The organism is Petrocella sp. FN5 (assembly GCF_029210395.1).
Lineage (GTDB): Bacteria > Bacillota > Clostridia > Lachnospirales > Vallitaleaceae > Petrocella.
Genome location: NZ_JARGDP010000011.1, coordinates 52,824 through 67,699 on the forward strand (window position 1 = coordinate 52,824; position 14,876 = coordinate 67,699).

Consider the following 14,876-nt stretch of genomic DNA (forward strand, 5'->3'; position numbering starts at 1 on the left):
CTTATCACTCCCAATCCTCATTTAGCCAATTTCTTAAAAGCTGAGCCACTGCATCCGGATTTTCATCTACGAATTTTTCGATTTGAACCCTTGCTTCTGATTTTCCATCATATTCTATGGCTTCTAACTCGTCACCTACTTTTGTTGTCGTTAACATATCTTCAACCGACAATTCCGGTTCCACTTCCGTAATCTCCACCGGTTCTGTTCCTTTATAGACCGCATAGCCTAGTAATGCAATCATAAGTATAATTATGATAACCGGTATATAATCTGCCACCCTACTTTCTTCAATAGGTGTATCAACGAATACAGGTACTTCATAAGCCATTACAAATACTTCGTCAATATTAGAAGCATTGGCAATCAACTGTACAATGTTGGGGTCTACTTCTACTGCATTTCTAATACTATTATCTTCTTGGTACTGTTCCCAAGTGGTGTCTTCTAACAAGCCTTGTTCTTCCAATAATGCCTGCCTATGATAAATATATTTGTTTAATGTTACCGTTACCGTCGAATCCTCCGGTATAATATTACCAATGCTTCTTACCGTATTGGTCACAGTTGAGTTCGGTACAAGGTCTTTATCCGAGATAAAGACTTCACTTTCAGAACCACCTCCACCGTCAATAGGATACGCTGGGGTGTCCGCATTGGTATCTGTCCCCGGTATGCCCCCTGCATCCGTTGAGGTACCTGTCGATTCATATATATATACTCTTGTTGGGTAAGGCTCTGTAGCCCCTTCAGCAATCGTATACACTTCTGATTGACTACTGACACTATCAAAGTCTATCTTTAGATTCACCCCTACAACCGCGTCATCGTATTCGCCACGGGCCAGCAATAGACTTTCTATGGTGCTTTCATACTTGGCTTCATATGCATTTCTGTAATCCATATGTGAATTCAGACTTCCAAATATACTGCTATCATTGCTGCCGTTAAATAGTAGCTTCGCATTGGAATCCAATATTTTTATTTTATTAATGGATAAATTGTCAACAGCGGTTTCTACAAAAGAAGCTATCCCAAAAACCTGATCTTCAGTTAGTTCCCCGTTGGTTGTTAATATAACCGATGCTGATGCTTCTTTTTCTTGTTGAAGCACAAAACGTTGGGTATCCGGCAAAACAATCTTAACCCTTGCCGATTTAACTTTGTCAATCAGCTCAATTAAACCACCAAGCTCATTTTCGAAGGCTAGTTGTTGCATCATGGCTCGATCGTCACTGCTTGTGGTCAAAGAAGTATCGAAAGCTTCCTTCCACCGAAAGGTCGTAGCTGACAATATGCCTTGCTCAAATAATAATAACTTGGCATCTTGGAACTTACGACTATCCACATATAAGGTCGATGCATTATCTTCATATCTATGGTCAATGTTATTGGCTTTTAGTATTTCCACCATTGCCGTCATTTGATCCGGTGTCACGTTTTCAGCATAAATTATCATGTTCGGTCGACTTAAAATAACTGTTAAAACGACTAAAGCAGCTACACTTGCTAAAAAAATACCGATAATCTGTAATTTTTGAGTCCGTGTAAATTTATTCCAATACTCTGTAATCTGATTGGAAAAATTTGTTATAAATTCAGGCATCGTGCCACTCCTTATCTTAAAACATCTTTAACTTTACACTGTAAACTTATATTTGAATCCTCATAATTTCATTATAGGCATCTAAAAGCTTGTTTCGCAATTGAACCGTATATTGAAGTGCTATACTTGCTTTTTCTTGGGCAACCATAACATCTGCTATATTATCTATCTTGCCAACTGCAAAATCCAGACTCATCTGATCCGCTTTTTTGGTTAAGTTGTTTGTACCTTCAATATTATTCATAGCTGCTTGAAATAATGCTTTAAATGGCGATTGCTCCTTAAAGTCTACTTCTTCTTTGCCTGATGCTAACAAGGATTGAATTTGATTTACCGGCTGGATATTCATCTATCTCACCTTACCTTCCAATATTAAGGGCACTGGATATCATGGACTTAGATGCATTAAATGCTGTTATATTCGCTTCATATGACCGATTGGCTGATATCAAGTTGGTCATTTCCTCTATGGTATTGACATTTGGCATAGAAACATAACCTTCTTCATCTGCATCTGGATGAGATGGATCATAGGCTCTAATTGGGGGTTTATTGTCTTCTATGATCCTTGTGACTTTTACGCCTCCGTTAACCGAGTATTCATTTAAGTATTCATTTAACATGCCTTTAAAGTTGTTTCGACTTTGGATTTCTTCAAATACAACGGTTTTACGACGATAAGGCTGACCATCTTCACCTCTGGTTGTGTTTACATTGGCAATATTCTGTGAAATCGTATCCATACGAAGTCTTTGAGCGGTCATCCCTGAAGCGCTAACATTCATTGAACCAAAAAATGACATGTAATCTCCTCCTTAATATTTGCCTAGCTATTCAAAACGCTTTTTATTCGACTGAAGTTATAGTTAACTTGACTTATAAGGGCATTATAACGCAGTTGATTTTCCGCGAGATACCCCATCTCTGTGTCAATATCGACTGTGTTGCCATCAAGTCTAAAACTTGCAGCACTCATATCTTGAATTTTTTTCGGTGTTATTCTCGATAAATCTTCTTGACTGATTTTTCTGTTTCCTCGCATAGCATCTCTTAAGTACGTCTCAAAAACCACATCCTGCCTTTTATAGCCTGGTGTATCCACATTGGCAATATTGGCTGATATTGTTTCATTTCTAGCCCAAGTGCCTTGCATCGCTTTATTAATAATATCGGTTGTTTGAAAAAGTCGATTATTAATCATCGTTTCATCTCCAAATCCATTTTAATCTATGATTGGTTTTAATGTCATATATATTATCGGCACACACAATATATTGTATCAGTTTATAGTCAAATATACAATCCATAGTTATCTGATTCCTCAAAAAAGGAGGCTGCACGCAACCTCCCACTCGTTATCGCTTATATTTTTCCGATTTCGTCTAATAATAAGTCGTTTAATACTTTTATATATGTACCCTTCATTCCAAGGGATCTGGATTCAATCACACCGGCACTTTCAAACTTTCTTAGTGCGTTTACGATGACTGATCTGGTAATTCCAACGCGATCTGCTATTTTACTTGCCACCAGAATGCCTTCATTGCCTTCAAGCTCATTAAATATATGTTTGATGGCTTCTTGTTCTGAAAAGGATAAGGTACCTATAGCCGATTTGACAATACTGGTTTTTCGAATGGCTTCAGAGTTTTCATCATTGACAGACCGCATTATTTCCAGCCCTACTACTGTAGCACCATATTCACCTAGTATTATGTCTTCGATGTCAAACATTTCTTCATTCCTATAGATAAAAAATGTGCCAAGCCGTTCCCCAGCAATATCAATAGGTACAATCATGCCAACAAATTTGGATGCACTAATGCGTTCACTGAATCCAAGGGTTGCCATGTTTACATTTTCTTTGGTAGACAAAATATTCAACAAACGTTCGTTTAACTGTTCATCCACCAGTTCTCCAAGTTCGTCTGTAAGAAGCTCTTCTATATCATGGATACCATCTTTGGAATAAGATGCCAATAACTTACCTTTCTTACTAAGAACTAGACCGTTTGCATTTAGTATATCGCTCATCACTTCACAAATATCTGTGAATATGACCCTTTGTGTCCCAGTTTTCTGCAGTAGCTTGTTAATCTTTCTTGTTTTATCTAACAATTGAACGCTCAAAGTTCTACCTCCTGATTATAGCCTGTATAAATTATAGTACAAATTGCACACAAATTCAAGGTCTTATTTAACTATTTCAACACTTTATTCCTTTGACACAACATTCTTACATTCATCGTTGCTACACATTAATTTTTTGCCTTTATCAACCATTATTGCATTACATTTATCACATTTAACTGACGTTGGAAGGTTCCATGTCATAAAGTCACACTCCGGATTATGTTCACAGCCATAATAACGTCGACCTTTTTTGGTCTTTTTGACCAGGACTTCACCACCGCACTTGTGGCATTCTACACCTTCAACTTTTTCAAGGATTGGTTTGGCGTTTCTACAGTCGGGAAATCCGGGGCAGGCTAAAAACTTGCCATAGCGACCCATTTTTATGACCATATTGCGTCCACATTTTTCACATATTATATCTGTTTCTTCATCTTTCAGTTCAATTTTCTCAATTTCTTCTTCTGCAATTTTTACCTTTTTTTCAAAATTAGGGAAAAAGTTTCTAAGTACGTCTTTCCATTCCATAGCCCCAATTTCTACATCGTCCAGCTGTTTTTCCATACTTGCTGTAAAGGTCACATCTATAACACCATCAAAGTAACTGCTGATCATTTCATTAACAATCTCACCTAATTCTGTTGGAAATAGCTGTTTGTTCTCTTTTGAAACATAACCTCTTGCCATAACTGTCGCTATTGTCGGTGCATATGTACTGGGTCTTCCAACACCATTTTCCTCCAAGGTTTTAACAAGACTTGCTTCTGTATATCTAGGCGGATGTTGAGTAAAGTGTTGCTCGTCTAACATCTCCATTTTTTTCAATTTGGATGTATCATTTAATTTAGATATGGACTGCTTATCTTCTTTTTCTTCATCTTCTTTGTATACTTTCAAGAATCCGTCAAATAATTGAGTTGTCAATGCTGTTGTAAATCTGTAATTGCCTGCATCAATTTTTACAGACTTGACAATATTGATGGCCGGCATCATTCTACTGGACACAAATCGTCTCCAAATGAGATTATACAACTTATACTGATCACGGCTTAATGATCCTTTTATCTCGTCCGGGCTAAGGTGTACATAGGAAGGTCTGATGGCTTCATGAGCATCTTGAACCCCTTCCTTTTTTTTATTTTGACTATGGTCCCTATTGGCATATGTTTCACCATAATGTTCTATTATATACTCAATAACATTATTATGTGCTTCATCTGAAATTCTTGTTGAGTCCGTTCTCAAATAGGTAATCAATCCTATGGTGCCTTCATCCTTTATTTCAATACCTTCGTAAAGCTGTTGGGCAATTCTCATGGTTTTGATTGCTGTAAAGTTCAGTTTTTTTGATGCTTCTTGTTGTAAGGTACTTGTTGTAAATGGCAATACTGTTTTCTTTTTTCTTTCTTTTTCTAGTATTTGAGCTATTTTAAATGATTTGCCTTTTAGTTCTTCTAATATATCTTTGACTTGTTTTTCATTTTTTAGCTCTACTTTTTCATCTTGGGTTCCATAGAACTTGGCTGTGAAGATATCTTTGGTTTCTTTGATTTCCAGTTTGGCGTCTAAGCTCCAATACTCTTCTGGAATAAAATCGTTAATCTCATGTTCTCGATCGCAAATCAACTTCAAGGTAATTGATTGAACGCGTCCTGCACTTAGGCCTTTTCTTACTTTTTTCCATAGTACCGGGCTCATCTTATAACCGACTACCCTGTCTAGTAATCGTCGTGCCTGCTGTGCATCAACAAGATTCATATCAATTTCTCTTGCATTTTTTATAGAGTCTTTAACGGCATTTTTCGTGATTTCATTAAATGTGATTCTATAAGTACTTTTGTCTTCAAGCTTAAGAGAATGAAGTAAATGCCAAGATATGGCTTCTCCTTCTCGGTCAGGGTCAGTTGCAAGATAGACTTTTGTTGCTTTTTTAACTTCCTTACGAAGCTTAGCAAGTAGTTCCCCTTTGCCTCTTATGGTGATATATTTGGGCTCAAAGTCATTTTCAATATCAATACCTAATTGACTTTTTGGTAAATCACGGACATGACCCATAGAAGCTTCTATCTTATAATTAGGTCCTAAAAATTTTTTAATTGTTTTAGCCTTTGCAGGCGATTCAACAATGACAAGGTTCTTGGCCATAGTTATCCTCCTATAGATCTCTTAGTCCTCTTAGCGGTAAACTGCCAAGCTAGATGCCTTCACTTATGACTGCGTTTACTTTATTGCCTCTTGGATGATCTCGTATATAATATTTGTTTGGCAACTGTATGACAGCGCCTTTTATCTCAAGTTTGGTGAGTATAAATTGTAACTCATTCATGGACATCTCAATTTGTCTTGCTATCTCGTCTATAAATACCGGGGCAAGACTTATACAAGAATATACTATTTTTTCCTTTTCTTCAAGTGTTTTTTCAATTTCATCAATAATTGTGTGTTTATTTGTTGAAAAAATTGAATATTCTTCAAGTATATCTTCTACTGAAAATACCGGTTTACCACCCATCCTAACAATGTTATTAGACCCTCTATTGGTGCCGCCTAAAACATCTCCAGGTATGGCAAAAATATCTTTTCCATATTCAAGAGCAAAATCAACTGTAATGAGTGAACCGCTTTTTTCTCGCGCCTCTACTAAAAGTATGCCATCACTTAATGCACTAATTAAACGATTGCGCATAGGAAATAAACCCGGCCTTGGTACAACGTCTAAGCCATATTCTGAAATTACACACCCATGCTTTTCTATATTTGTCATTAGGGATTCATTTTCTTTAGGGTAGCAAACATTGATTCCAGATCCTAATATTGCGCTTGTAAATCCGTTGCCTTTTAGAGCACCTATGTGACTGTAGCTATCTATGCCTCTTGCCATTCCACTAATAATGTTCACTTTATTGGTTGCTAGTTGTTCAGCATAATACTCAGCCACCTTCCTTCCATAGGCGGTGCAGTTTCTAGAACCAACCATACCAATAGACAATGGATGTTCTATGAGCTTGCCTCTATAATACAGAACAAAGGGTGGGTCAAAAAGGCTAAACAGTTGTGTCGGATAGCCTTCATCCTTTATGGTTACATACTGAATGTTCAGCGCTTCTAGTCTTTTTTCATAGGCAATCAAGGACTTTAGGTCCCTTGCATCTAATAAGTTTTTCAAGTCTTTCTTATCAAATACAGGATGTTGCATACAAAGAGCTATTGCTTCTGACTTGGCATAATACAGCGTGTATGGTGTTTTAAATGTATTAAGTAGAATCTTTAATTTCTTGTACCCAATACCGGGAATTCTTGTTATCCATAACCAATATTTTCTTTGACTCATAAGACACCTACCTATTCCAATATTTTCTATCTAGTGTTCTGTATTGTATGGCTTCTGCTACGTGATTTTCTCTGATGATATCTGATGCTTCCAAGTCTGCTATGGTTCTTGATACTTTAAGGATTCGGTGGTAAGCTCGTGCACTTAAACCCATTTTCTCAAAAGCAAACTTGACCATTTTCTTGCTTTCTTGATCCAAATTGCATATTTTGTCGATGTCTGATGCGCCTAAGTGAGCATTATATATGATGCCTAGGTGCTTATGACGTTCTTCTTGGATGCTCTGAGACCTTAGAACCCTTTTCATGATGTTTTCCGAACTCTCTGATAGGTCATGGTTACTTAAGGCCTCAAAATCTATTGTAGAGGCCTCCACATGTAAATCGATACGGTCCAATAGAGGACCACTTATTTTGCTCAGATATCTTTTAATCTGCAAAGGCGTACAGCTACATTTTTCAACATCCGGATAATAACCACATGGACATGGGTTCATTGAACATACCATCATGAATTTTGCCGGAAAATCTACCGTTCTATTCACTCTTGATATGGTTACTTCCCCTTCTTCTATTGGTTGTCTAAGAACTTCAATTACGTTTTTTTGAAATTCCGGTAACTCGTCTAGAAAAAGAACACCTTGATGGGCTAAAGATATTTCCCCCGGTTTTGGCAAAGCGCCACCGCCAATCAGTGCTGCATTGGATATGGTATGATGAGGCGATCTAAAAGGCCGTTTGACGATTAAAGATTCTCCATCTTTAATTTTTCCGGATACACTATAGATCTTGGTAATGTCAATGCTCTCTTCAAAGCTTAAGCCGGGCAGTATAGAGGGTAGTCTTTTTGCCATCATAGTTTTTCCGGCTCCAGGCGGCCCAATCATAATGACGTTGTGCATCCCTGCCGCTGAAACCTCTAATGCCCTTCTCACATTTTCTTGACCTTTGACATCCGAAAAATCATAATGATAGGTTGTCTTATCTCTACAAAACAGGGCCTTAATATCTACGGTTGTAGGTTTGATAATGTGCATTCCCATTAAATGAGCCACAGCTTGTTTTAAATCATCAACACCTATGACCTTCATACCTGAAATGACGCCTGCTTCTTTTTTGTTGGCATTTGGCACCATACAATGGGTGAGGCCGGATTTGAAAGCCGAATGTACCATGGGCAGAACACCATTTACCGGTTTGACCTCACCGCTTAATGACAACTCCCCTAATATCAGCATGTCTTTGCAAGCTTCTAATAGTTCATTTTGTTTACAGGTTAATATGCCAAGCGCAATGGATAAATCATAACCGGCCCCCTCTTTTCTCAGCTCTGCCGGTGCCAGATTAATGGTAATCCTCTCTGTTGGAAAATCAAACCCGGAATTCTTTAAGGCTGTTCGAACACGGTCAACGGATTCTTTGACGGCCGAATCCGGCATCCCTACAATATCAAACCTAGGGAATCCATTGGATATATCTACCTCTACATGAACCACATGTCCCTCGACGCCTTGGAGGGCCGCGCTTAATACATGGTTGTACATCATGATTCCTCCTTGCTTTTATATTTTCACTTTTATATTATCTCAAAAAAAGAAAGCTTTTGGTCCGCTGTAAGCAGACAAAAAGCTTTCTAAATATATGATTATATTCTTGCTAAGGGTTGATTTATTTTCTTATTTTTCTTTGAGAATTTTCTTCAGTTCATCCATAAACGTGTTGATGTCTCTAAACTCTCTATATATGGAGGCAAATCTTACATAGGCAACTTCATCTAAAGTTTTGAGACTTTCCATGACGATTTCTCCAACTTGACTGGAATCAATTTCCTTTTTCATGGCATTGTAGAGTTGGTTCTCAATATCATCTACCAGAGCATCAATGCTCTTCATGGCTACCGGTCTTTTGTGACAAGATCTTACCAAACCAGACATTAGCTTATCTCTAGAGTAAGGTTCTCTGGAGTTGTCTTTTTTAACAATAATGAGTGGCATACTTTCAACGGTTTCATAAGTTGTAAACCTTTTTTCGCAGTTCTCACATTGTCGTCTTCGCCTTATGGCGTTATTCTCTTCTGATGGTCTAGAGTCAATCACTTTGATACTTTCAGTACCACAATATGGACATTTCATACTCGATTCCCTTCTTCAAGCCAAAACATGGTCCATTATCGACCATGTTTTGTTTTTTTATAATATACTATCTATTTTTTCCTTCTTTGTAAAAATGGTGGGATATCAATGGGCTGATCATCGGTTGAAATGTACTTCTCCGTTTTTGCCACCACTTCTCTTTCTTGTGAATCCTGTTTTTCCTTCTCAGCTTCCTGCTGCCCATCTACGGCCGTTTCTTTTTTTTCTTCTTTGTTCTGGCCGTATTTTGTATTGGATGATTCCATACGTTCTTTGTATGTCGTCGTTGGATAAGGATCAACAGCTTTTGTTTCAAATCCTGTTGCAATCACTGTAACCACCAACTCGTCTTCAAGATTCTCATCTATACTTTGTCCATAAATTACATTGGCATCATAACCTGCTGCTTCTTGTATTAACTGAATAGCATCATTCGCATCAAACATAGACATGTTTAAATCACCACTGATATTAATCAGCATATGCTTAGCACCATCAATGGTTGTTTCTAGTAATGGACTGGAAATGGCAAGTCGTGCTGCCTCTTCTGCTTTGTTATCACCTTTTGCTCGACCAATACCAATATGGGCTACACCTTTATCGCTCATAACAGTGGCTACGTCAGCAAAGTCCAAATTGATAATACCAGGTGTGTAAATCAAGTCAGAGATACCTTGTACACCTTGCTGTAATACTTCATCCGCCTTTTTGAATGCATCTCGCATGGTCGTTCTTCGATCTACAACAGATAAGAGCTTCTGATTCGGTATAACGATTAAGGTATCCACATTTTTCTTAAGTTCAATAATACCTTGGTCCGCATTTTGCATACGCCCTCGGCCTTCAAATTCAAAAGGTTTGGTGACCACACCTACTGTTAAAATACCTTGTTGTTTGGCAATGTTTGCTATGACTGGTGCTGCACCGGTACCTGTTCCGCCACCCATACCAGCTGTTATAAATACCATGTCATAACCTTTTATAATCTGCGCCAACTCATCATGACTTTCCTCTGCTGCCTTAAGACCAATTTCCGGTTTGGCACCTGCACCCAATCCTCTTGTTAGTTTTTCTCCAATTTGTACCTTGCTCTTTGCTTTTGATCCATTTAATGCTTGAACATCTGTATTGACAGCAACAAATTCAACACCTGTTACGGCATCCTCTACCATTCTATTAACGGCATTGTTTCCGCCACCGCCTACACCAATTACAACTATTTTTGCAATATTACTTCGATCGCTCATATTAATCTCCAACAATTCATATCCTCCTCACAGCTAAGCCATGTCATTTTTCATATATCTGTAGCACTAGGCCAATTATCACGAGTAATGTACTTTTCTTATGTCTATAATATAGTTTTTTATCTGATTAATCAACAAGTATTTCATTTATTCCGTATTTTTTTTAAAGATGAATTGCTGACCATCTTGTTCTAAGTTAAGGGTTCCTGCTAAATCAGAAGGAAGTTTTTTCATAACATCACCTGCATTCCTCATCTTCATATCCAACTGAGTCGCTTCTCCCAATACTATTTTGATGTTGTTTACATAAAGGTTCAAGGCTTTTAAATCATTCGTTGGAAACTCGATATGTGTCACCGGCACTTGATACTTTGATTTCAAGTGATGTAGTTCAAGCAGTGTCGTAAGTACTTCTCCTTTTATATCCAGCTTGTTTCCAACAACGGCACTTTTGATATAAAGCCCTTCTACAACCGGAATACCTGACTTCTGCTTTTTTTGATAGGCGATGATGATCCCATTTTTATCTAATGCAAGAAAATGGTCTTGGTACTTAATGTAATTAATCACCTCTTTTTCAGTTACAATAATGTGCAATTTATCATACCCATTATACTGAATGTCTACCTCTTTTATATATGGGTATTTTGAATAGTCTTTCTCTTGATTTAAAAAAACCTCTATCACGTTAGAGTTTTCTTGAATCTGAACCATCTCAATGATTTCTTCTTTGGTATATTGAACATTACCGCTTACAACAATATCTTTTATACTTGCAATCTCAAGAAGGGTATATAGTAAACCGACCAGTATAATGGTCACGATAATTAAACCGATTAGAAACCGACCGGAATGTCCCTCATGTTTTTCTTTTTTCCTTTTTTTCATGGTAATTACTTTTTCTCTCATCATTATAAATGATCCAATCTACTCGCATTTTGCCTGGCTATGTTTAGGACTAGGCCTAATTCTACAAGTAAGAAAATCAAAGAGGATCCTCCGTAACTAATAAAGGGTAAGGGTATACCTGTTGCCGGAATTGTGTTAGTAACAACACCTATGTTAATAAATACCTGTAAACCAATATGAATCATGACTGCTGTCACAATGAGTATCTCAACAACCGCGCTTGATGAACGGATAATCTCCAAACAACGCCATAAAAGTAAGGCAAAAAGCATAATTATTGCAATGGCGCCAAACAGCCCTAACTCTTCACAAATAATCGAGAAAATAATATCGTTATGGGCTTCCGGAATGAAGTCGATTTTTTGTATGCTTTTTCCCAATCCAACACCAAAGAAACCTCCTGATCCTATAGCATACAAGGATTGAATTGTTTGAAAACCTTTCCCTAGGGGATCTGAAAATGGACCGTTTAACCATATGTCAATTCTGGAACTTCGATAACCTGCTACCTGAAAAAAAATAAATCCGAGTATAAGGATTGGCGGTATTGCAATTAAAAATAGTTTAGGTACATTCTTATACATCACAAACACCATACCACCAATAATGGCTGTGATTACAATGGCTGTACTTAAGTTTTCAATCCCAATTAATAGCACAGGTAAAGCTGTTGCACCAAGTACAAAGCCTAGGGCTTTAAAGTTATTAATATGCTTTTCAAAGCCGGCCATCAGACTACTCATGGCCATAATAAGTACAACCTTTGCTAACTCGGAAGGTTGAATGCTTATATCACCAATTATAGTCAACCATCTCTTTGAACCGTTAATGTCCTCTGGCTGAAGTAAAACCAAAATAAGCATTATCAACATAATGATATAGAAGTACCCTGAAAACTTAAGAAATAATCTGTAATTAATTCTCGAAACCATAAACATGACAACAGCACCAATCCCAACCCACATAACTTGACGTAAGAAGAAATGATTATGGTTACCATAATGAGCGTATGCAGAATAATAGCTTGAGCTGTATATCATAACGATACCAAACACCATAAGAAGAAGTACAACAAATACCAAGGTTATATCTGTCCTTCCTTTTGTAATGAGTGCTGTCGTATTTGATTTTGCTTTCTTTTGTTCCATAGTTAACTCCCTAGTCCAATATGGACAATGATTCCAATAACACTAACAAGACACATGATAATGGTAAAGATGGTGAAAACGTAAACAATTTTCGTTTCTTTCCAGCCCATCAATTCAAAATGATGATGAATCGGCGCCATTTTGAACAATCTTTTTTTTGTTTTTTTATAATAGGCTACTTGAAGCATAACGGATATTACTTCGATTAAGTAAACCATACCTACAAATAGAATTATAATCGGTAGCTTCATATGTATGGCCGTCGCTGCAACAAGTCCGCCTAGGGCAAGGGAACCGGTATCACCCATAAACAATGTAGCCGGGTGACTGTTGTAAATCAAAAATCCTAAAAGTGCGCCAATGGCTGTTACAAGCAAAGGTGCTAAATTAGAACCAATCATAAGGTCTATGACAAGAAAAAAACATAAAACCCCAATTGTTACTGAAGTGGCCAGTCCGTCTATACCATCTGTCAAATTAACACCGTTCACTGTACCCAGTACAAAAATTAATATAAATGGTATGTAAAACCACCCAAGGTCTAAAAACCCATCTTGTATAAAGGGCACTATTAACGTTGCCACTTCTGACACAGTGCTATACTGATAGACTAAAAATACAACTGTAATCATCAACTGTGCTAGTAGTTTTTGATAGGCTTTTAAACCTAGGGATTGCTTTTTCACCACTTTGATATAATCATCTATGAAGCCAACCAATCCAAACCCAACACTGACAAGGAGAACCGGTAGGATGGCCGGTGTTTCTATGGCCATGATGCTACCGATCATCAAGATGACAGCCATAAATATCAGCCCACCCATGGTTGGTGTTCCTGTCTTTTTCAGATGACTTTTGGGCCCATCTTCTCTCACAAATTGACCGAATTTTAGTTTTCTTAAATAGGGCAAGCATAAAGGAACCAGTGCTGTTGCCAATAAAGTTGCCCCTAGGGTGACTGCAATCAGTTCCATCATTCTACCTCAAACTTTCCAATCAACGCTTCACGAATTTTTTCGAAAGCCATACCTCTTGATGCCTTTAACAATACGATGTCATAATCTAGAATATGTTCTTCTATGCTTTCTAAAAATTCTTCGACATTGTTATAATAATAGGTTTGTATGACTTCGCCTCCAAAACGTCGAACAACATCATAGGTCCATTTTGTCTCTTCTCCAATTAAAATACATACGTCGGGTCTACTCTCAACAACTTTATGGCCGACCTGCTCATGACCCTTTTTTGAATACGATCCCATTTCAAACATACTGCCAAGAATTGCCACACTTCTCTCTGTTGTCTTTTTTAGAGCACCTAAGGTTTTTAGAGCCCCTGTCATGGAGTCTACGCTGGCATTATAAGCATCATCAATAATTCTTAGTCGGTTACCAATATTGTATTCGTTTAACCGCATCTTGGCCGGTTCATACTTTTGTATCCCTTTGATAATATTTTCTTTCTCAATACCTAAGTATTCACCAATTAAGATGCCACCTACGGCATTTAATAGGATGTGTTCACCAGGGTAGTCTACTGTCAGACTATAAATACCTCGGTCTGATGCCACTGTCATTTTTTGTCTGCCCTCGTCAAGTACCTGGTAATTCACCACACAACCGTCATTTTCTTCATCATACCCATATGTTTTTACACGACGACCGTATTGATTTTTGAGTGGTCTTAAATAAGCATCGTCTCCATTTACTACTATTAAGCCTTCTTGTTGTATATGTGGTAACATTTCTGTTTTTGCTTTAAATATACCTTCTTGAGAACCAAGGAATTCTATGTGGGACAGGCCAATATTCGTAATCACACCAATCTCAGGCTTTAGGATGCTCGCCAAATAATCGATTTCACCAAAATGATTCATCCCAAGTTCTATGATTGCCACTTCCGCATCCGATTCAAGAGAGAGTATCGATAGGGGAAGACCTATATCATTGTTATAATTACCATCCGTTTTATGAACTATAAACTTGGTTTCTAAAATGCTGGCTAACATTTCTTTGCTGCTGGTTTTTCCTACACTACCTGTTATTCCAATAAAGGGAATGGTAAATTGTTGTCTATAAAAAGCTGCCAAGTCACCAAGTGCCTTTTTTGTATCCTTCACAATAATTGCCGGTACGTCTTTGGGCACTTCCTCACCAGATCTGGAAAAGACACATATGGCGCCTGCCCTATTGGCTTCATTTATGAAATCATGTCCATCAAATCGTTCGCCAACAATTGGGATGTACAAATCATTTTTCTGAACTTGTCGACTGTCTATGATGACCCGATTTATATACCCTTGTTTTAAAAATTCTTTGTGAATAAACGTACCTTCAACGGCTTTGGCTATCTGTTCTATGGATATTCTCTT

General features: G+C 37.6%; 14 protein-coding genes. All 14 read right to left on the reverse strand.

What is annotated here, in order from left to right; translation table 11 throughout:
• Nucleotides 1-4 precede the first annotated feature (4 nt).
• Nucleotides 5-1,606 (reverse strand): flagellar basal-body MS-ring/collar protein FliF, encoded by a 1,602-nt coding sequence (gene fliF, locus P0N36_RS05060; protein ID WP_275841751.1) that lies wholly within the window; start codon nucleotides 1,604-1,606, stop codon nucleotides 5-7.
• 46 nt (nucleotides 1,607-1,652) lie between these two features.
• Nucleotides 1,653-1,955: a flagellar hook-basal body complex protein FliE gene (fliE, locus tag P0N36_RS05065; RefSeq protein WP_275841752.1), complete on the reverse strand. Its 303-nt coding sequence runs from the start codon at nucleotides 1,953-1,955 to the stop codon at nucleotides 1,653-1,655.
• Nucleotides 1,956-1,965: 10 nt separating this feature from the next.
• The gene (gene flgC / locus P0N36_RS05070) at nucleotides 1,966-2,409 is read right to left on the reverse strand and encodes a flagellar basal body rod protein FlgC (RefSeq protein ID WP_275841753.1); all 444 of its coding nucleotides are present in this window, start codon (nucleotides 2,407-2,409) and stop codon (nucleotides 1,966-1,968) included.
• A 23-nt stretch (nucleotides 2,410-2,432) separates the two neighbouring features.
• On the reverse strand, nucleotides 2,433-2,807 hold the full coding sequence (gene flgB / locus P0N36_RS05075) for a flagellar basal body rod protein FlgB (protein WP_275841754.1): 375 nt from the start codon (nucleotides 2,805-2,807) through the stop codon (nucleotides 2,433-2,435).
• A 161-nt stretch (nucleotides 2,808-2,968) separates the two neighbouring features.
• Nucleotides 2,969-3,736 carry a GTP-sensing pleiotropic transcriptional regulator CodY gene (gene codY, locus P0N36_RS05080; protein ID WP_275841755.1) on the reverse strand — a complete coding sequence of 256 codons (768 nt, stop codon included), beginning with the start codon at nucleotides 3,734-3,736 and terminating at the stop codon, nucleotides 2,969-2,971.
• Nucleotides 3,737-3,820: 84 nt separating this feature from the next.
• Nucleotides 3,821-5,884 carry a type I DNA topoisomerase gene (gene topA, locus P0N36_RS05085; RefSeq protein WP_275841756.1) on the reverse strand — a complete coding sequence of 688 codons (2,064 nt, stop codon included), beginning with the start codon at nucleotides 5,882-5,884 and terminating at the stop codon, nucleotides 3,821-3,823.
• A 49-nt stretch (nucleotides 5,885-5,933) separates the two neighbouring features.
• Nucleotides 5,934-7,070, reverse strand: a complete 1,137-nt coding sequence (gene dprA, locus P0N36_RS05090; RefSeq protein ID WP_275841757.1) for a DNA-processing protein DprA — start codon at nucleotides 7,068-7,070, stop codon at nucleotides 5,934-5,936.
• 7 nt (nucleotides 7,071-7,077) lie between these two features.
• Entirely contained in the window at nucleotides 7,078-8,616 is a 1,539-nt protein-coding gene (locus P0N36_RS05095) for a YifB family Mg chelatase-like AAA ATPase (protein ID WP_330683958.1), read from the reverse strand.
• 129 nt (nucleotides 8,617-8,745) lie between these two features.
• Nucleotides 8,746-9,201 (reverse strand): transcriptional regulator NrdR, encoded by a 456-nt coding sequence (nrdR, locus tag P0N36_RS05100; RefSeq protein ID WP_275841758.1) that lies wholly within the window; start codon nucleotides 9,199-9,201, stop codon nucleotides 8,746-8,748.
• Between the two features lie 71 nt (nucleotides 9,202-9,272).
• Nucleotides 9,273-10,463, reverse strand: coding sequence for a cell division protein FtsZ (ftsZ, locus tag P0N36_RS05105; protein ID WP_275841759.1), 1,191 nt, complete (start codon nucleotides 10,461-10,463; stop codon nucleotides 9,273-9,275).
• Between the two features lie 132 nt (nucleotides 10,464-10,595).
• Nucleotides 10,596-11,360, reverse strand: a complete 765-nt coding sequence (locus P0N36_RS05110) for a cell division protein FtsQ/DivIB (RefSeq protein ID WP_275841760.1) — start codon at nucleotides 11,358-11,360, stop codon at nucleotides 10,596-10,598.
• Entirely contained in the window at nucleotides 11,360-12,505 is a 1,146-nt protein-coding gene (locus tag P0N36_RS05115; RefSeq protein ID WP_275841761.1) for an FtsW/RodA/SpoVE family cell cycle protein, read from the reverse strand. Before P0N36_RS05115 ends, P0N36_RS05110 begins: the two co-directional genes overlap by 1 nt.
• 2 nt (nucleotides 12,506-12,507) lie before the next feature.
• Nucleotides 12,508-13,482, reverse strand: coding sequence for a phospho-N-acetylmuramoyl-pentapeptide-transferase (gene mraY, locus P0N36_RS05120; RefSeq protein ID WP_275841762.1), 975 nt, complete (start codon nucleotides 13,480-13,482; stop codon nucleotides 12,508-12,510).
• The coding region (locus P0N36_RS05125; protein WP_275841763.1) for a UDP-N-acetylmuramoyl-tripeptide--D-alanyl-D-alanine ligase at nucleotides 13,479-14,876 on the reverse strand (1,398 nt) is incomplete at its 5' end. The genes mraY and P0N36_RS05125, both read right to left, overlap by 4 nt.

Bases quoted from the DNA above. Each gene is read 5' to 3' on its own strand.
- fliE (WP_275841752.1), bottom strand. From the start codon at position 1,955: ATGAATATCCAGCCGGTAAATCAAATTCAATCCTTGTTAGCATCAGGC.
- nrdR (WP_275841758.1), bottom strand. From the start codon at position 9,201: ATGAAATGTCCATATTGTGGTACTGAAAGTATCAAAGTGATTGACTCT.
- P0N36_RS05110 (WP_275841760.1), bottom strand. From the start codon at position 11,360: ATGATGAGAGAAAAAGTAATTACCATGAAAAAAAGGAAAAAAGAAAAA.
- flgB (WP_275841754.1), bottom strand. From the start codon at position 2,807: ATGATTAATAATCGACTTTTTCAAACAACCGATATTATTAATAAAGCG.
- P0N36_RS05115 (WP_275841761.1), bottom strand. From the start codon at position 12,505: ATGGAACAAAAGAAAGCAAAATCAAATACGACAGCACTCATTACAAAA.
- mraY (WP_275841762.1), bottom strand. From the start codon at position 13,482: ATGATGGAACTGATTGCAGTCACCCTAGGGGCAACTTTATTGGCAACA.
- fliF (WP_275841751.1), bottom strand. From the start codon at position 1,606: ATGCCTGAATTTATAACAAATTTTTCCAATCAGATTACAGAGTATTGG.
- flgC (WP_275841753.1), bottom strand. From the start codon at position 2,409: ATGTCATTTTTTGGTTCAATGAATGTTAGCGCTTCAGGGATGACCGCT.
- dprA (WP_275841757.1), bottom strand. From the start codon at position 7,070: ATGAGTCAAAGAAAATATTGGTTATGGATAACAAGAATTCCCGGTATT.
- P0N36_RS05095 (WP_330683958.1), bottom strand. From the start codon at position 8,616: ATGATGTACAACCATGTATTAAGCGCGGCCCTCCAAGGCGTCGAGGGA.
- topA (WP_275841756.1), bottom strand. From the start codon at position 5,884: ATGGCCAAGAACCTTGTCATTGTTGAATCGCCTGCAAAGGCTAAAACA.